At 32.4% G+C, this 18,893-nt stretch carries 16 protein-coding genes and 1 tRNA gene; 12 read left to right on the top strand and 5 right to left on the bottom strand.

Translation table 11 applies throughout. The features are described from left to right. Positions 1-7: 7 nt before the first annotated feature. From map to ACFFGL_RS07305, 9 genes are all read left to right on the top strand, one after another. Positions 8-772, top strand: coding sequence for a type I methionyl aminopeptidase (gene map / locus ACFFGL_RS07345; RefSeq protein ID WP_309727037.1), 765 nt, complete (start codon positions 8-10; stop codon positions 770-772). A 135-nt stretch (positions 773-907) separates the two neighbouring features. Then, the gene (locus ACFFGL_RS07340) at positions 908-1,744 is read left to right on the top strand and encodes a class I SAM-dependent methyltransferase (RefSeq protein WP_309727038.1); all 837 of its coding nucleotides are present in this window, start codon (positions 908-910) and stop codon (positions 1,742-1,744) included. 149 nt (positions 1,745-1,893) lie between these two features. Next, positions 1,894-2,418, top strand: a complete 525-nt coding sequence (locus ACFFGL_RS07335; protein ID WP_309727039.1) for a hypothetical protein — start codon at positions 1,894-1,896, stop codon at positions 2,416-2,418. Between the two features lie 152 nt (positions 2,419-2,570). Next, positions 2,571-3,227 (top strand): class I SAM-dependent methyltransferase, encoded by a 657-nt coding sequence (locus ACFFGL_RS07330; protein ID WP_309727040.1) that lies wholly within the window; start codon positions 2,571-2,573, stop codon positions 3,225-3,227. A gap of 260 nt (positions 3,228-3,487) precedes the next feature. Further along, positions 3,488-5,077 (top strand): S41 family peptidase, encoded by a 1,590-nt coding sequence (locus tag ACFFGL_RS07325; RefSeq protein ID WP_309727041.1) that lies wholly within the window; start codon positions 3,488-3,490, stop codon positions 5,075-5,077. A 768-nt stretch (positions 5,078-5,845) separates the two neighbouring features. Further along, positions 5,846-6,283 (top strand): hypothetical protein, encoded by a 438-nt coding sequence (locus tag ACFFGL_RS07320; protein ID WP_309727042.1) that lies wholly within the window; start codon positions 5,846-5,848, stop codon positions 6,281-6,283. A 129-nt stretch (positions 6,284-6,412) separates the two neighbouring features. Then, on the top strand, positions 6,413-7,327 hold the full coding sequence (locus ACFFGL_RS07315) for a hypothetical protein (RefSeq protein WP_309727043.1): 915 nt from the start codon (positions 6,413-6,415) through the stop codon (positions 7,325-7,327). A 38-nt stretch (positions 7,328-7,365) separates the two neighbouring features. Further along, on the top strand, positions 7,366-7,779 hold the full coding sequence (locus tag ACFFGL_RS07310; RefSeq protein WP_309727044.1) for a cytochrome c oxidase assembly factor Coa1 family protein: 414 nt from the start codon (positions 7,366-7,368) through the stop codon (positions 7,777-7,779). Positions 7,780-8,166: 387 nt separating this feature from the next. Further along, positions 8,167-8,433, top strand: coding sequence for a hypothetical protein (locus ACFFGL_RS07305; protein WP_309727045.1), 267 nt, complete (start codon positions 8,167-8,169; stop codon positions 8,431-8,433). A 139-nt stretch (positions 8,434-8,572) separates the two neighbouring features. Here the strand turns inward: ACFFGL_RS07305 and polA are convergent, their stop codons facing one another. Beyond that, a complete protein-coding gene (gene polA, locus ACFFGL_RS07300) occupies positions 8,573-11,416 on the bottom strand; it encodes a DNA polymerase I (protein ID WP_309727046.1) in 2,844 nt (947 codons plus the stop codon). A 191-nt stretch (positions 11,417-11,607) separates the two neighbouring features. Here polA and ACFFGL_RS07295 point away from each other — a divergent pair, with 191 nt between their 5' ends. Both ACFFGL_RS07295 and ACFFGL_RS07290 read left to right on the top strand, forming a co-directional pair. Further along, positions 11,608-12,831 (top strand): metallophosphoesterase, encoded by a 1,224-nt coding sequence (locus tag ACFFGL_RS07295; RefSeq protein WP_309727047.1) that lies wholly within the window; start codon positions 11,608-11,610, stop codon positions 12,829-12,831. Positions 12,832-12,894: 63 nt separating this feature from the next. After that, positions 12,895-13,194, top strand: a complete 300-nt coding sequence (locus ACFFGL_RS07290) for a thioredoxin family protein (RefSeq protein WP_309727048.1) — start codon at positions 12,895-12,897, stop codon at positions 13,192-13,194. A 23-nt stretch (positions 13,195-13,217) separates the two neighbouring features. Here the strand turns inward: ACFFGL_RS07290 and ACFFGL_RS07285 are convergent, their stop codons facing one another. The 3 genes from ACFFGL_RS07285 to ACFFGL_RS07275 form a co-directional block, all read right to left on the bottom strand. Next, positions 13,218-14,204 (bottom strand): response regulator transcription factor, encoded by a 987-nt coding sequence (locus tag ACFFGL_RS07285; RefSeq protein WP_309727049.1) that lies wholly within the window; start codon positions 14,202-14,204, stop codon positions 13,218-13,220. Between the two features lie 2 nt (positions 14,205-14,206). After that, a complete protein-coding gene (locus ACFFGL_RS07280) occupies positions 14,207-14,626 on the bottom strand; it encodes a hypothetical protein (protein WP_309727050.1) in 420 nt (139 codons plus the stop codon). A 222-nt stretch (positions 14,627-14,848) separates the two neighbouring features. After that, the gene (locus ACFFGL_RS07275) at positions 14,849-18,178 is read right to left on the bottom strand and encodes a DUF2723 domain-containing protein (protein ID WP_309727051.1); all 3,330 of its coding nucleotides are present in this window, start codon (positions 18,176-18,178) and stop codon (positions 14,849-14,851) included. A 156-nt stretch (positions 18,179-18,334) separates the two neighbouring features. On the opposite strand from ACFFGL_RS07275, the gene ACFFGL_RS07270 reads away from it, so the two are divergent. Then, positions 18,335-18,407, top strand: a tRNA-Gln gene (locus ACFFGL_RS07270). A gap of 62 nt (positions 18,408-18,469) precedes the next feature. Here ACFFGL_RS07270 and ACFFGL_RS07265 read toward each other — a convergent pair. Continuing rightward, positions 18,470-18,802 (bottom strand): hypothetical protein, encoded by a 333-nt coding sequence (locus ACFFGL_RS07265; RefSeq protein WP_309727052.1) that lies wholly within the window; start codon positions 18,800-18,802, stop codon positions 18,470-18,472. Positions 18,803-18,893: the final 91 nt, after the last annotated feature.

Genomic DNA, 18,893 nt, shown 5'->3' with positions numbered 1-18,893 from the left:
AATAACAATGTCGATAACAAAAGAATCTGAATTGGTAGGAATGAAAGAGGTTAGTGAAGCGGTGGGAACTACACTAAAATTGATGAGGGAATACGCTAAAATAGGAATGTCAACTAAAGAACTGGATGAATATGGTGGTGATATTTTAAAGCGTTATGGCGCAAAGTCTGCTCCTTTTGAAACCTATGGTTTTCCGGGCTATACGTGTATAAGTGTAAATAATGAAGCTGCTCACGGCGTTCCTTCGGAAAATAAAATTTTAAAAGATGGAGATTTAATAAATATTGATGTGTCCGCAGAATTAAATGGTTTTTGGTCTGATAACGGAGGATCTTTTGTTTTAGGAAATGATATACATAATCACAAACCCTTAGTAGAGACTTCTAAAGCGATTTTAAAAAAAGCAATTGAGACTATTAAAGGAGGAGTGAAAATTTCAGAAATTGGCTACTTAATTGAAACCGAAGCTAAAAAATCAGGCTTTAAAGTGATTAAGAATTTAGCAGGTCACGGCGTGGGAAGAAGTTTACATGAAGCGCCTGAGAATATTTTAAATTACCGTGTTAAGCGAAATAACGAACGGTTTAAGAAAAATACAACGGTAGCTATAGAAACGTTTATTTCAACAAATTCTACTGTTGCTGTTGAACTTCATGATGGTTGGACTTTAGTAGGAAACAAAGGTGGGTATGTAACCCAACATGAACAAACCATACTTGTAACTGATAAACAACCGGTTATTTTAACAGCCGCTAATGAAATTTGGAATTAACTAATGGCTACATCATATTTAGTAATTAAATCTTGGTCTCCGCAGTGATGAGGTGTAGATCCATAATTGAAAATTGGGTATGATATTTATATAAATGCTAAAAAATGACGTTAAGAGCAAACTGATTCAAGAAAAATGGAAAAAGAACAGCATATAAAAATACACGAAACAGCATTTGTTACTTCAACGTTTAGAGCTTTTGATGAAAATTTAAGTCAAGACCATTTTGCCAAATTGTGGGAAAACCTTAAAACAACTAAATGGATTAATGAATACCTTGAATTAGTTTCAGCTGAAGAACCATTTACCCATTGCTTGAGAAATCGCTATTTTTTGGAAACCCTACAAGATTTAATCGAACAACAGGAAATTGAAGTAGTTATAAATTTTGGAAGTGGATTTAGTATGTATCCTTTTCTATTGCATGAAAAAATTATTCATATAGAAATAGACAAGCCTGAAATAGTTGATTATAAAAAGAAAAAAATAGAAGAATGGGAAAATGAACATAAAATCCCAAAAAGGAATATTCATTTTATGGGGGTTGATTTTAGTAAAGATTACCAAAAAGAATTGCTATCTGAAATTCAATCTATAAAGCGAAATAAATCAACTTTTATTCTCATTGAAGGGGTGCTGTTTTTTCTAACTAGAGCAGAAACCAATAAATTATTTGATTTTTTTAATTCTATTCAGGAAAATGGAGATTATCTGGGGAGTGCCTCTTTTCAAGAAACCATAAAAGAAACCCAAGCTTTTGAAAACTTATTGAGGTTTTTTAATCAAAAAGTTTCAAAAACTACTGAAGATGATTACCAAACTATTCAGGATAACTATTACCATTCGATCAAAAATTATAAAGTAATTGATCACCAAGATTATTTTAGTCTTTCAAAAAAATATAAGCACCGCATAAATCAACCTAAGGAATTGATTTTAAATGAAAATTTTTATTTGCTAAAGAAAAATTGATAAGAAACTAGCTCCAGAAAAATATATGTCAAAGAGTTGTATCTTTTCTAAACCAGAATTTTAATATATTTGGCTTGTTTCGAGATTGAAAAAACAACTCAAAATTCCTCTCAACTATTCTTATATAAATCGTTTACTAACATTCGAGTATGAAACTCAAAATTTTAATCATATTACTGATCGGATTGATAATTAGTTGTTCAACAACGAAGACATCATCAATCATTACTGAAAATTATAACAAAGAACAAGACGTAACTACTTTGACTTTAATTCCAAGTGGAAATATTCTGATTCCAGGACAATGGACTAAAACAAAATTTAATGAATTAAGTAAACAACATTTCTTTACAAACAAAGAATCACATTCAATTGCGGTTGCCAAAAATCCTCAAAAAACATATCCATTCTACTCAGAAAATACCTCGAACGAAAAATTTGTTAGAAGTTTTTTTAAGTGGGAAAAAGAATATTATGAGAAACAAGGTTTTAAGATAAACGAAAAAGAATCAGGAGACAATTATGTTATTTGGACCGCAAAAGCTAATAATGTAAATACGATTTTTCTGTATGGAGCAAAAAATAATTTCGCATATAATTTTTCAATTTTAACTGATGATTTGTCTGAAAGTAAGCGAGTTAAATTTCTAAAAGAGTTATTCCAAGAAAATTAATGAGTATCAGCTTTAAAAATATTGACTCTTTAAAAAATGGAACTGAAAGGCAGCAAATTGCTTGGAATGGGATTAAAGAATACAATCCACTTTTGACGGTATAATCGATTTGCCAGAAAGTGAGCTAGATATTAGGTGTTAATTTGAAAATCATGAAAAATCCCTCTAAAAAACCGTGGCCTACGAAAGATGCTATGGCTCAGATTTATGAAAATAATCTCTGGGGCGGTGATCATGCTGAATTTTATTCCGGCTTAGGCTCGCACCATCCAAAAGTTGTAAAATCCTATGTAGAGGTAGTGGCTAGTTTTTTAAAAACTTTTGAAATTCCACCGGCGGTTTGTGATTTGGGCTGTGGAGATTTTAATATAGGGAAAGAGTTGGTAAAATACTCCGAAACCTATAAGGCGATCGATATCGTTCCTGATTTGATAGCTCATAACAAAAAGACATTCAAACAAGAGAAGTTAGAATTTTATACCCTAGATATCGCTAAAGATGAATTACCCTCTGGAGACTGTGCCATTGTAAGGCAAGTGCTTCAACATTTATCGAATAATGAAATAAAAAAAGTAGTTAAAAAACTGTCTAACTATAAGTATATTCTTTTAACTGAACATTTACCGGAAGGTGATTTTGAACCCAATAAAGATATTATTTCGGGGCAAGGCATTCGGTTAAAAAAGCAAAGTGGTGTGAACTTGTTAGCAGCTCCTTTTTATTTTAAGGTGAAAGAAGAAAAACGACTCTTGTCTATAGAATCACCTCGATTTAAAGGAAAATTGGTAACTACTTTATATATTGTCTAAGTAAAAAAGTTGAAAGTTTGAAAATCGGGTTTTCGGGAAAATCTGTTCTTAATACAATTTTAGCTTTATTTCACAAAAAAATCTAACTCGGAGTCGTTTTGTAAAATGAGGAAGGTCTATTAAATTGAGTAATTAATACTCTCTTATATTCATATTAAAATATAAAATTTACTAATGTTAATTTCAATCTATCTATATTTAAAATTTAAAAGACTTTTATGGCTCTAAAAAAAGTAATATTATTCATAATCCTAGGATTGATGAATGTTGATTTTATACATTCCCAACAAAACCTTTCTGAAACGCAAAGATTAGCTTCCTTAGGGAAAATCTATGGTTTTTTAAAATATTACCATCCGGAAGTGGCTAAAGGAAAGTTTAATTGGGATCAAGAATTTTTGGAAAAAATGCCACAAGTTATGAATGCCACAAATAAAGTGTCTCTATCAAAAGTTTACCTCAATTGGATAAATGGTTTAGGGACTATAAAGAAGTGTAGAAGGTGTGATGCAAATGAAAATCATTTTAATAAGAATTTTGATTTATCATGGACCCAAGACACTACACTTTTTACAAATGAACTCGCTTCTAAACTAAAATATATAGAGAAAAACCGTAATCAACAGAAAAACTTTTACGTAACCAACGAGCGTGTTGGGAAAATAAAAGTTACTAATGAGCCTACTTACAATGATTTTGAATTTCCAGATGAAGAATATAGGCTTTTAGGGTTATTTAAATATTGGAATATCATAGAATATTTTTATCCCTATAAATATTTAACCGATCAACCTTGGGATGAAGTTTTGTTAGAAATGATTCCAAAGTATAGAAAAACCTCTAACAAAAAAGATTATCATCTCACTATTGCAGAGCTTATCGCAAAATTAGATGATACCCACGCTCGTATAGGTTTATCTGCAAAAAGATCGAAATACCTTCCGGTTAAGATTTCGCATATAGAAAATAAAGCTGTTATTTCAGGGTTTTATAATGATTCTATTGCACAACAGAATAACCTAAAATTGGGAGATATTATTTTAAAAATTAATGATGTTGAGGTCCAAGCAGAAGTAGAAGAAAATTTAAAATATGTAGCGGGTTCAAATAAAAATGGTAAAATAAAAAATACCTACAATAGAATTTTTAACGGTATAGAAAAATCAGTAGAATTAACGATTAAAAGAAATGATGAAATAGAAGACTTGAGGGTTAATAGATATGATTTTAATGATTTTAACTATGGCAAAGATTCAATAGATATTAAGTCAAAATCAATAAATAATCAGGTTGGTTATATAAATATGGGCACCCTAAAATTTGAAGATGTTGCTGATGTATTTGAATCATTCGAAAATAAAAAAAGCATAATCATCGATTTGAGAAATTATCCGGATTTTATTTATAAATACGTTACTCGATTTTTAAATACAGAAAAAAAAGACTTTAGCAAGTTGTATACGCCCGACATCAATTATCCAAGCAGGTTTACATTTAAAGATAATTTAAAAACGCTTCGCAGTAGAAAAGCTTTTGAAGGAAAAATTATTCTGGTAGTGAATGAGGAAACCGTAAGTAGAGCAGAATTTACAGCTATGGCATTTCAGACTGCCGAGAACGTAATAACCGTTGGAAATCAAACCGCCGGAGCAGATGGAGATGTAGTTGTATTTGAATATTTGGGAGGTTATAAAACGTCTATGTCGGGCAATGGTATCTCATATCCAAATGGAATGGAAACCCAAAGAAAAGGAATAAGGATTGACATAAAAGTCACCCCAACTATCAACGGTTTAAGGCAAGGTCGTGATGAGGTTTTAGAAAAGGCGTTAGAAATCGCTAATCAATAAAAATAGCCTTACATTATATAAAAGCTTCGAGTTTTGCTAAAAATATTTATCTATTTTAGTTTTAAACCTACTTTCAAATAACACGTAGTAATACTTTTATTAGTTTGTTTAAATCTGTAAGTAAGCTAATTATTTTTAAACTTTAAATTATGAAAAATGCGATTACGCTTATGTTAATATAGCGCTCTTTTTTTTCTTATAGTAAAAACGATTTAGCTTTTTTTCTGTTCATAATAAGATTACAATAATCAGCTTTAATTTTTATAGCACGGTTGGATCCATTCCTGATTTTGGAATTCCTATTATTACGTTGGGATTCAGGTAAGAAAAGTTTGTTTACTTCATTCTTTTAATGGTATGCTGATTTTGATTTAAATTTGAGGTAAATAAAAGTTACCTTGTACACTACTGTTATGAGTTGAACTTAGGCTAAATTTCTCTTCCTGCGGGGATAACGGAAAAATTATTGTATATTAATACCTAAGTAAGAAGATTTTTTAGGAAATAAAAATACTGAACCATGCAAACCAAAAAGAAATGGTACAACCGATATATTGTGGGATATTTGTTAATTCTTTTTCCTCCATTAGGGCTTTACGGCCTTTATAAAAGTGAAACTATCCCATTAAAATGGAAAAAAGCAACGTATGCCGCACTTGCTTTTGCTATAGTTTGCGGTATAATACTTTATTCATTATAAACTTATTTAAATACAAGAGTTGGGCGCAACCATTTTGTGAAAATTTCATCTATTAAAAAACTACGATTATGAAAAAAATACTGCTTTTAATAGGTTTCGGAATTACATTTTTAAGTTGTTCTAATGACGACGATAAAAATAACCAAAAGGGAAACTCGAGTACTTGTGATTTTAAAACATTAGTAAGTTCATCACAATATAAAAATGCACCTTCTGATCAATTAGAAATTAACAGTCTGGAAATAAATGACGACTGCTTAAAAATTGAATTTAGATCAGGGGGTTGTGACGGAGATACCTGGGAAGTGAAACTTATCGATTCTGAAGGTGTTTTAGAATCCTACCCGCCGCAACGAAACCTAAGATTATCGTTAAAGAATGAAGAATTATGTGATGCCTATATTACAAAAGAGGTAACTTTCGATATTTCAAATTTACAGGTCGATGGAGACAAAGTGAAGTTGAACATTACCAATTCTGATAAAGATATTTTATACGAATATTAAAACGAAATCTTCTTTAATTTGAAAATCAGGATTGAGTTTAGTTTCAGTTGATTAAAAAATAGAATTATTAAAGTATTTAAGAAAGTTACATTAAGAAATCACAGAATAGTTGGTTTTTGCGAATATTTTGTGATTCAGAAATGTATTTTAATTTTATCGCTAAGCCTTATTTCTTGTAAAGGCGAAGCTGAAAAAAGTAAATCGTCTGAAAGCCAAAATGTTGAAATTATAAAAACCCCGGATTTTGAATTAAGCAAAGCGAATATTCAAAAGGGTTTGTTAATTCTATTTCCTTGTTTTACCTGCAATTCTGAACATACAACCGAAGAATTTAATATCCGTGATCTTGCTTTAAAAAACGGGTTTTCTGTTTTAGCCATGAATTTTAATAAGCATCTCTATTTAACCAAAAATGAAAAGAGACAATTAGCAAATTTATTGCTAAGCACAATTCAAAAAGAAAAATTAGCAACCCAAGAAATTTATATTGGCGGATTCTCAAGCGGAGGAAATATTGCGCTTCTACTCAGTGATTACCTTATAGAAATCAAGAGCAAAATTAAACCAAGAGGTGTTTTTAATGTAGATTCTCCCGTAGATCTTTTAGGGCTTTATACCACCGCTACAAAAAATATTAAACTCGATTATTCTAAAAATTTTGTAGAAGAATCAAGGTGGATAAAAAAGCAGCTCGACAAGAATTTTGGAAATCCTCAAAACGGAATTGAAAACTTTAAAGCACATTCTCCCTTCACTTATAAAACTAAAAATATCACGAATCTAACTCATTTAAAAGACTTAAAAATTCGATTTTACACCGAACCCGATTTAAAATGGTGGAAAAAATATAGAAATAATAATTTTGAAGATTTAAACGCGTTTTATATTCAAAAGTTAGTAACGCAACTGCAAAATGAGTGGGGAAATAAAAACGTGGAACTTATAGAAACAAAAAATAGCGGTTATTTAGCAAATGGAGAACGACACCCACATGCTTGGTCAATTGTCGATAAAAATGAATTGATAAATTGGATGAAAAATTAAGTGCCAACCTCAGAATTTATAATCAAAAAAAGAATGTTATGAAGAAAAATTTTAAATGGATTATTCCGATAATCATTCTATTCGCAATTGTTTTTTATTTATTTTCATCTGCCGGAATGGGAAAAGTCGCAACCGATCTAACGCAAGCTTACGCAGATGAAACGCTTTATCAAAATGCCATCGAAATTGCAAATTCCGATGAAGAAGTAATCCAACGTATCGGTACCATAGAGTCGTTAAATAAAATGACAATTTTAAATGGAGAAGTGAATTATACCAACAATAATAAAACGGTAAATTCCACTATAAAAATTACCGGTGAAAAAGGAAATGCGAAACTAGATATTACCGCTAACCAAAAAGAGGAAAAGTGGGATTACGAAAAAATAAATATTCGCATCAAGCATTCAGATAAAACCACAGAATTAATCGAAATACTTCAAAAGAATTAAAAACTTTATAGGTTGAGAACCCGAATTTAATTTTTTAAATTATTAAGGGTGATTTCTAAGAAAATTTCAAATCTAATGAAAAAAACTATATTTCTTTTAATAGCTTTATTTGTGACCTTTAACGTAATCGGACAGAGATTAACAAATAAAAAAAATACGCAAGAAGTCAATTATTCTGAAAGTACTCCTATAAAAGTTGTTTATAAGGATAGTGTAAAGAATGGTTACCATTAAAATAGAACGGTTGCTGTTTTTGTAAACGGAAATTTTATTGGAAGTGAAAATGTATTACAGGTAATAAATTCAGATAAAATTGAAAGTATAGCGGTAGAAAAGGGATATTTTGAAAAAAATCAAAAAAGATATTATGGAAAACTTCTGGTGAAGATGAAACCAAAATACACTCCTAACTTTATAACATTAAATCAGCTTTTTAAAAAACATTTAGATTTAGATGAAAAACCGATTGTGATTCTGATTAATGATGAAATTATGAGTGAAGACTATAAAGAATTTTTAGTAGATGAAAATTTTATATTAAAAATTATAGTTAACAACCTTACAACCTCTCAAAAAAATACTGAAGTTAACCTAATAAAAATAATTACTAAAACCTCTGAAAAACATACAAAAAGCGAACGAAATACGTATTAAATAAAAGTGTAAGAAATTATTCTATACTTATCTAAATGCTAAAATATTTTTTTACAAACCGAAAATTATATGGCTATGCAAAAAGTGCATTTACGATCTATTAAAAGCTTTTTTTTTCATTTTAATAAGTTACCTAAAATTAATGCGCTTCCAGCCAATTTTGTCCGATTCCTAATTCTACATCTAGCGGTACTTCGAGTTTAAAAGCGTTTTCCATTTCAGATTGAATGATGGGCTTTAATTCTTCCAATTCATCTTTATGAATATCGAATACCAATTCATCATGAACTTGCAACAGCATTTTCGATTTGTAATTTCCGCTTTTCAAGCGTTTCTGAATATTAATCATCGCCACTTTTATAATATCCGCAGCGCTTCCTTGAATAGGCGCATTTACCGCGTTACGCTCAGCGCCGCTTCTAACCACATGGTTTTTAGCATTAATATCTTTTAAGTATCTGCGTCTTCCCATAACCGTAGAAACATAACCGTGTTCACGCGCAAATTCTACTTGTTCATCAATAAAATCACGTAATTTCGGATAAGTTTTGTAATAAGTCTCAATTAATTCTTTCGATTCGGCTCTTGTTAAATCGGTTTGATTGCTTAAGCCGAAAGCAGAAACCCCATAAATAATCCCAAAGTTGACGGTTTTTGCGTTGCTTCGTTGGGCGCGTGTTACTTCATTTATCGGAACGTTAAAAACTTTAGCCGCCGTAGAAGCGTGAATATCTTCACCATCCTGAAAAGCTTTTATCATCGTTTCTTCTTTGCTCAGCGCTGCGATAATACGTAATTCAATCTGCGAATAATCGGCAGCTAACAACACATAATTTTCATCTCTCGGAATAAACGCTTTTCGCACTTCGCGTCCGCGTTCGGTTCTAATCGGGATATTTTGTAAATTCGGATTGTTAGAACTCAATCTTCCTGTAGCTGCAACAGTTTGCATATAATCGGTATGAATTCTACCCGTTTTTTCTTCAATTTGTTCCGGAAGCGCATCTACATAAGTATTTTTCAATTTTACGAGTCCACGCCAGGTAAGTACTTCTTCAATAATTTTATGATCATTGGCAAGATAGGAAAGCACATCTTCGGCAGTAGAATACTGTCCCGTTCTGGTTTTTTTAGGTTTTTCAACAAGCTTTAATTTTCCGAAGAGAATATCGCCTAATTGTTTGGGAGAACCAATATTGAATTCTTCTCCGGCTTCCTCATAAATAGTTTTTTCAAGTTGAAGAATATCTTTTTCCAAAGCATCAGAAAGTTTTTTCAAGAAATCTTTATCCAATCGAATGCCTTCCATTTCCATTTCTGCCAACACGCGAAGCAACGGAATTTCAATTTCATTAAATAATTTCTCGTTATTCGCATCTTTTAATTCATCTGCGAAAAATTGTTTTAATTGAAGCGTAATATCAGCGTCTTCTACGGCGTATTCCGTTTGTTCCTCCACGGAAACTTCCCGCATCGATTTTTGATTTTTACCTTTCTTGCCGATTAATTTTTCAATAGAAACAGGTTGATAATTTAAATAAGTCTCCGATAGTACATCCATATTATGGCGCATATCGGGATTAATAATGTAATGCGCCAACATTGTATCAAACAAATTTCCTTTTACTTCAATCTTGTAATTTGCTAATACTTTAATATCGTATTTTAAATTCTGACCAATTTTTTCTATTTCTTCAGCCTCAAAAAATGGACGCAGCATTTCTACCGTTTCCTGCGCTTTTTCTTCATCTTCAGGAATGGGTAAATAATAGCCTTTTTCTTTTTCCCAACTAAACGCGATGCCCACAAGTTTGGCTTGATGCGTGTTTAAACTTGTTGTTTCGGTATCAAAACAAACCGATTTTTGTTGCATTAATTTTTTTAGGAAAAGCTCAGTTGCCATTCCCGGTTGAACAGTTTGGTAAAGATGCGAAGTGTTCTCGATGGTTTTATAACCTTGAAAATTTTCTGCGGAAACATCTTCGCCCGAAGTATCGTTGCCAAATAACGAAAACTGTCCTGCGCCAGCGGTAGTTTTTTCGGTTTTCTTTTTTGTTGAAGAAGTGGAATTCGTTAAGCCTTTTCCTGAAGATTCTCCTTCATTAAACATTTTCATGAACTGTTCGGTTAAGCGTCGAAACTCTAATTCTTTAAAAATTTCGACTACTTTTTCGGCATCAGGCTTGGAGAGTTCGTAATCTTCTTCGTCAAATTTTACGTCGCATTCGGTAAAAATGGTCGCGAGTTTTTTAGAAAGTCGACCTAATTCAGCATTTTCGATTACTTTTTCTTTCATTTTCCCTTTCAGCTGATCGGTGTTTTCCAATAAGCCTTCCATACTGCCAAATTGTTTAATAAACTTTTTGGCGGTCTTGTCGCCCACGCCTGGAAGTCCCGGGATATTATCAGAAGCATCACCCATCATTCCCAAATAATCGATTACTTGTTCTGGACGCTCTACGCCAAAACGCTTTTGCACTTCTGGAATTCCCCAAATTTCGATGCTATTTCCCATTCTTGCAGGACGGTACATAAAAATATTTTCAGAAACCAATTGTCCAAAATCTTTATCGGGCGTAACCATAAAAACTTGGTAATTTTCTTTTTCGGCTTGTTTGGCTAACGTCCCAATAATATCGTCGGCTTCTAAACCGGAAAGTTCCACACACGGAATGTGCATCGCTTTTAAAATATCTTGAATAATCGGTACCGCTTCGCGAATAGCTTGCGGCGTTTCATCACGATTTGCTTTGTAAGCTTCAAACATTTCGGTGCGTTCTGCGCTTCCGTCTTTGTCGAAACAAACCGCTAAATGATCTGGATTTTCACGTTTTATGACATCAAAAAGGGAATTCATAAATCCCATAATGGCTGAGGTGTCTTGACCTTTCGAGTTAATTCTCGGGTTTTTTATAAGTGCATAATAACCTCTAAAAATAAGTGCGTATGCATCGAGAAGGAAAAGTCGTTTTTGGTTAGCCATTGTTTGTATGTTTTTATGAGATGTGTTTTCAAAATTACGCTTAATTTAAAAAAAATGAGAACAAGTGCTTTATAAAGATTCAGTTTTAAATCAATTCAGGTTATAATTACTTCACTATCAAGTTAAATTATGTAAAAAGGATAGGTGGATTCTCGCAGTTCATTTAGTTTTGCAAGCTGAAAATAGAAGCTATGCGTTGGGCAATTTTTTTTGTAATTTATATAGTAATCGATATTTATGCGTTTCAAGCATTAAAAACGGTTACCAAAATCAGTTGGATTCATTATTTATATCTGGCAATTTCCCTATTAGTTATCGGTAACTTTATTTTTCAATGGGCGCAACCGGGCGAAGGAAGAGTGCTTTCTATTTCTAAAAGCTACGCTTTTGGTTTTTTACTTTCGTTGCTTTCCGCAAAATTAGTGCTTATCGTTTTTATGTTTGGAGAAGATATTGTACGATTAATAATTAGCGGAATTCGAAAGATAAGTCAGCCAAAAGAAGATTTTTCTATCCCTTCAAGAAGAGAGTTTTTAAGTAAAATAGCGTTAGGAATTGCCGCGATTCCGCTTGGTTCTTTACTATATGGAATGTATAAAGGAAAGTACAATTATCAGGTTTTAAAATATGAATTGACTTTTGATGATCTACCCGAAGCTTTTGATGGCTATAAAATAACGCAAATTAGTGACGTTCACAGCGGAAGTTTCGATAATCATAAAGAAATTGAATACGCTGTAAATTTGGTAAATGAACAACAAAGCGATACGATTTTTTTTACCGGCGATTTGGTAAACAATATGGCTACGGAAATGAACGATTGGAAGTCACTTTTCTCCACCCTTTCGGCAAAAGATGGCATATTTTCAATTTTAGGAAATCATGATTATGGTGATTATGTAGATTGGGAAAGTGAAGCCGCAAAAAACCAAAACCTGGAAGATTTAAAAAAACTACAAAGTGAAATGGGTTGGGATTTATTGCTGAATGAACACAGAATTCTTCAAAAGGGAAATGATAAATTAGCCGTAGTTGGTGTCGAAAATTGGGGCTCCGGCGGTTTTGTAAAATATGGTGATGTCGATAAAGCTTCCGAGGGACTTTCAGCTGAAGATTTTAAAATTTTGCTGAGTCACGACCCTTCTTATTGGCAAGAAAAAATTAAAAATGACCCAAAGAAATATCAATTAACGCTTAGTGGTCACACCCACGGAATGCAATTTGGAATTGAAATTCCAGGATGGGTAAAATGGAGTCCTGTAAAATATCGCTATAAAAACTGGGCGGGTATTTATAAAGAATTCGGAAATTATATAAATGTGAATCGAGGTTTCGGTTTTTTGGGTTATCCCGGTAGAGTAGGGATTTGGCCAGAAATATCGGTAATCACCCTTCGCAAAGGAAAGAGTTCTTAACAAACTATTAAATATTTGTAGAAGTAATACAACTTAATTAATTTTAATTACTAAAAATTTCATATGTCTAAATTTGGAGAGTTAATAGATCTTAAAGTTCCGGTGTTGTTAGACTTTTATACTGAATGGAATGACTCTTCAGTAGCGATGCATCCGGTACTTAAAGACGTTGCCGCTGCGGTAGGAGATAAGGCCAAAGTGATTAAGATAGATGTTGAAAAAAACAAACCTTTAGCCGATGCGTTGCGTATAAAAGGTTTACCTACGCTCGTAATTTATAAAGGTGGGGAAATGGTTTGGCGCCAGAGCGGAGAAAACGATGCCAATACCTTGATTCATCTGCTGCAAAAGTTTAGCGAGTAAGATTCTACTTACTTTATTTTACATTATTTTAAATTCATGATATCTTTTCTAGATTTAACTTTTAATTTGCTTAGAATATTACTGACGTGAGTTTTAGTTGTACTTATTCCTATATTAAATTCTTCCGCAATCTCTTTATTTGTAGCTCCTTTTCTTAGCAAGTCGTAAATTTTTCTCTCCTGGACACTAAGTTTTTTTATTCGGTTACTACGTGGTAAATTGACTTTACCCAAAATAAAACCACTAAGTAGTAGCATAGCATAAATAAAAAATGTTGCTGTCTTTGTGCTTTTTTTCTCTTTTTTAATAGGAAGTTTATTTTTAAAATCACGGAAATAATTGTTGTCAGTATCTGACCATTTTTTTAAATAGGATTTATAAAACTTCTTATGTCTACTGTAATTAGACTCAAACGCACTTTTATATAATGCATATAGAGAAGTTAATTGGTTGTCTCTTAAGAGGTTTTTAATGAGTTTATCTTCAATAAACTTTCTCTTAGATGCACCGCTTACAGATGCAATACTATCTTGTTTAAAAACTAAATTTGTGATTTTTTGGAAGTTTACATTTTCTTTATTTGTTCCAAAATCAACTTTTTTAAATGGTGGTTTCGCTTGTGTGGTTTTAAGATTGATTTCGGAGTTTCTGTTAGCAATAAATATTAAGTAGTTTTCATGATTTCCTCCTATGATTATTGAATTTTTAGAGTCTAATTTTTTTGCAATATGTAGTCGGAAAATGTTTTTTTCTTCCGGTAAGTAACTTAAATCAAATTCAAAATGTCCAAGACTATCGATCTTTGATTCAGCCAGAATCATTTTGCTGGACATACTGTGTAATTCTCCAAAATCTCGAATATAAGAAAGATATATGGTAGAAGACCAAGTTGAGTCTAATTGAATATTACCTGTTAGCTTTCCATTACTATTATCTTGTCCGATTGATTTTGAAGAAATTAATAAGGAAGCAATAATTATATTGTAATAAAGTATGAGCTTATAATTCATTATTAATGAAATGTGAAGGTGCTGATTTGAACCATCCCTTTTGCTTTTATTGGGATGATTTTTACTTTCCAGAGACCTTCTTGAGGTTCTATTAAAGATTTAGTTATGTTACCTTCAACTTGTTCAGATACATTCGTGTTTAATTGGTTACCGACAGAGAAATCACCTTGTTTTTTTCCTTTTGAGTCGTAAATTTCAATACTAAGTTGCCCCAAACTCACGCTGGAATGAATCATTAACTCAATTTTTTTAGTTTGATTATCAATTTCAATAGTAATCTCTTGTTCTCTAGTATCTTGCTTGATTTGAATATTTCTTTGCAAGTTAACTTGTGTTGATTGATCTTTATACTGACTTGTTTTATTTTGTGCAATAGTTACAATTGATAATAAGCAAGTAAAAAATAATAAAAGACTTTTCATGTTCATGGCTTTACATTTAATTATTTAACTTTAGTTGTACTATAAAACTACTACTATCTCCTGCTATATTCGAAAAAATAAAGGCTGAAAAAAGAATTACTTCGGAGTGAAAAACGTTTTTAGATACTATTTCAGTTGTTTTAAATCTAAAGCTACAAAAAAACCTGCCAATTTAAGTAATTAGCAGGCTAGGTATTTATAATAAAATAAAGTACTTTCTCTTTAAGGAATAATATCGGTTTGCGACTCCTCTAAATCTACAGTATCATTTGGCATCGAACTTGGTCGCAATAATTCATTACTTAAATTAGGATCAATTTCTTCTTCAGGATTTTGCGTATCGTAGGTTTCTTCTTCCTGATAAAAATGTTTAAACATTCGTAAATAAGAATTAAACTCTTCGGCCTTTTCTTTTACCAATTCTTCATCTTGATGAATAATCAATAAATCGATTAAGCTTCGGTAGCGCTCAATGGCTCTAATAATATCTTCGCCCATTTCATATTGCTTTCGTAAAGGCAATCCACTATAGTAAATTAATTTTTCTTGGTATTTTTTTGCGGTTTGGTTCCATATTTTTCGAGCGGTTTCATCTTCACCGATTTGGTAATAGCCACCAATAAATGGTTCTAAAAGCGTGTAATGCCCAAATTTATCAACCGGCATTTTTTCCATGCCAAGATCTAAAATTTCTTTTGCGCGTATGGTATCTTTTTCAGCTAACAGATTTTCAACTAAACGAGCGAGGTTACCACGATAGGTAATAGAATTTTTACGCGTTTCAGGATCATGGTAAATTTTATCGCTTCCGCTATTTCCCCATTCCCAATTTTTAACGATTTTATACATTTTATCGGTGTCCATTCTTCCCATATCATAAGGAATTCTAGGATCTACTGGTGTTTTTATAGGCACAAGTTTATAGCAAACCCCGTCGAGTTGCAAATAATCTTTCATCCATAAATAATCATCGTCGCCAAAGCTTCCGCCGGTAAAATAAATTGGGCGTTTCCAATCGGTATTTGCCACTACGTCGAGCATTAATAATCTATTTTTTAAGACAATGCCGCCGGTAATTTCAATATCAATATAAGGCACAATTTTATCGCGATCTTTTTCTTTTACAATTCCGCTTTCGATCGCGTTGGTTGCATTCACCGGAATACGAACGTTTTTAGTCGGGAAAGTATTCACCATTTGTCCGCTTTGCGTTTCCGCTTTTGTACTTGGCGCGTCACTTTTTATGTATTTAATCCAATTAGAAATTAACATAGTATCTCTTACCCGCGGATCTTTGTAAAATCTTACAAAATCGTTTGTTCCGTAACTGTAATTTTTATGTTCTAACGAAGTTTTTACGGGTTTACTTTCATAAGCTGCGCGTTTCATTTGGTCGATATACCAAGCAGTAGCGAATAGAGAAGTATTTATAACCCGAACATCTTTTCGGTAGCCTTCCACTTCTTGTGCGTACCAAAGTGCAAAGGTGTCATTATCACCAATGGTGAAAAGAATTCCGTTTTCATCTACTGAATCGAGATACATTTTTGCCATAGATGTCGCTGTATAACGATTAGATCGATCGTGATCGTCCCAATTTTGAGAAACTAAAATTCCTGGAACAGCAATTAAACAGACAACTGTTACTAACGGCGCAACCATTTTTGTAGAAAGTTTCTCCCTTAATAAATCGTACAGTGCATAAACGCTGAATCCAATCCAGATGGCAAAAACGTAGAAAGAACCTACCAAGGCGTAATCTCTTTCGCGAGGTTCGAACGGACGTTCGTTTAAGTAAATTTTTAAGGCAATTCCTGTAAATAAGAAGAAAACCAACAAGACCCAGAAGTTTTTATTATCTTTTTTAAGCTGAAAAACCAAGCCGATGATTCCTAAAATTAAAGGCAAAAAGAAATAAGTGTTTCTTCCTTTATTATTTTTCACATCGGTTGGCAAATTGTCTTGTGAACCTAAAAACATTTCGTCTATAAAGTCAATTCCACTAAGCCAATTTCCGTGCATATCGGTATAGCGACCTTGAATATCATCTTGTCTCCCGACAAAATTCCACATAAAATAGCGCCAATACATATAGCCTATTTGAAACTCTAATAAATAGCGAAAATTTGAAGCGGTTGAAGGTTTTTCTACATTTAAATACGGACCGAATTGTTGGAGAAAAGAAACATATTCTTCATTTCCTATTTTTCCTTGTGCATAAGCGCGTTTAAATTCGTTTACCGTTTGAATTAATTGTTCTTCTTGTTGATATTCCGGTTTAATGGTGAATTCAATCGGTCCGGTGAATTCCATATAATTTTCTATATGTTCGGGACTCCACATACGTGGAAGAAAGGTTTTATGTGCCGAACTGGAATTTGGTTTCGAATCTTTCCAATCGTTTACAATTACATATTTTCCTGAAGCTTCATCTTCTTCATATTTAGGTTTATCATCTATATACGGTTCTTCTTCATCTAGGCCGGCAAAGGTATCGGTAAATTGCGGACCGTAAAACAATTTAGTTTCAGGATATTGCTCACGGTTATAATACGCTAATAACTCACGGGCGTTATTTGGACTGTTTTCATTAATTACCGTTCCTGCATTTGCACGAATAGGAAGCATAACCCAACTTGAAAATCCTATAAAAATGAAAAGAATGCAGAGTAAAAAAGTATTCGCGTGGATATAGTTTTTCTTTCTTGTGTATTTGAATCCATAAAAAATTGCCGCTCCAATTACAAGTGCAGCGATAATTGTTCCTGAATTAAATGGTAAACCAATTGAGTTTACAAAGAATACTTCCGCTTGCGCGAAAAATGTAAGGGTATAGGGGAGTAATAATTTAAATATAAACGCCAAAATTGCTACCACCACAATATTTGCAATGATGAAATTCTTGATCGTAATTTTTTCAGTATTTTTAAAATAATATAAAAAACCAATTGCCGGAATGGTAAGCAACGCCATAAAATGGACACCAAAAGAAAGTCCAATAATAAAAGCAATTAAAATGAGCCATCGATTGCCTCGAGGTTTAAACATATCTCTTTCCCATAGTAAACCGATGTAAAATAATACGGCCATTAGAAAACTTGCCATTGCGTAAACTTCGGCCTCAGCAGAATTAAACCAAAAACTGTCGGTAAAACTAAACGCCAGCGAACCTACTAAACCGCTACCTAATACCGCAATTTTTTCAGAATTGGTTAACGTTCTTGCTCTTCCCGCAATTTTTCTTACCAATAAGGTGATAGACCAAAACATAAACAAAATGGTAAACGCACTAGAAACTACCGAAACCATATTCACCATTAATGCTACTTGGTCTGCATTGGTAGCAAAAGTGGAGAAAAAAGCACCCATCATTTGGAAAAGCGGAGCTCCCGGCGGGTGTCCAACTTGAAGTTTTGCAGCGGTAGAAATATATTCACCAGCGTCCCAAAAACTGGCAGTTGGTTCTACGGTTAAAGTATAGGTAATTAAAGCGATTAGAAATACTAACCATCCTAATATTTTATTCCACTTTTTAAAGTTAAGCTCTGTCATTCTGTAAGTTTGTAAGTTCTGCGAGTGGCGAATTTAAGAATAAATGATGAATGAGTTTAAAACGAAACAGATTTTATAATATTTTACGGAAAATAATTTTTAATTTTATTTGGTGAATTGAAACTTTATTTTAAATTTGCATCCGCAATCAAGCATTGGCCTATGGTGTAACTGGCAACACGTCTGGTTTTGGTCCAGAAGAGTCTAGGTTCGAGCCCTAGTAGGCCAACAAAAAAAGCCAAGTTGGATTTCCAACTTGGCTTTTTTATTTTCTTCTTTTAAAATAGAATTTTACTCGCTAATTCCTACATTATAAAAGGTGAGCATGTTTTGGTAAAATGCTAAACTTCCTAAATCATCTTCTAAGCAGGATTTAAGGAAATTCTCTAAACTTTTGTAGGTAATATTAATATGAGCATAATTGTTTTCACGAACCGCAACTTTAAGCTCTAAAGTTTTTGTTTCGCGGTTAATATTTGCTTCAATTGCTCCAAAATGTTTTTTGATTAGAGCAGAATGAAAAGTATCGAATTTTTCAGTAGAAATGTCTTTGCTTTGGCAGCTATAAGCAATTAGATTTTCCATTTCATTTAAAATAGTACCTGTTTTATAAGAAGTTTTCATAGCAATATTTTTTATTTGTTACTAAGATAAACCAGCACCTGTTAAAATATTGGTAACAAAATGTTGCATTATCTCTAATTAACTTTTTTTA

The sequence above is a fragment of the Mesonia maritima genome (assembly GCF_042433895.1).
In the GTDB taxonomy this organism is placed as follows: Bacteria; Bacteroidota; Bacteroidia; order Flavobacteriales; family Flavobacteriaceae; genus Mesonia; species Mesonia maritima.
This window is presented reverse-complemented; position numbering and strand designations above follow the sequence as displayed.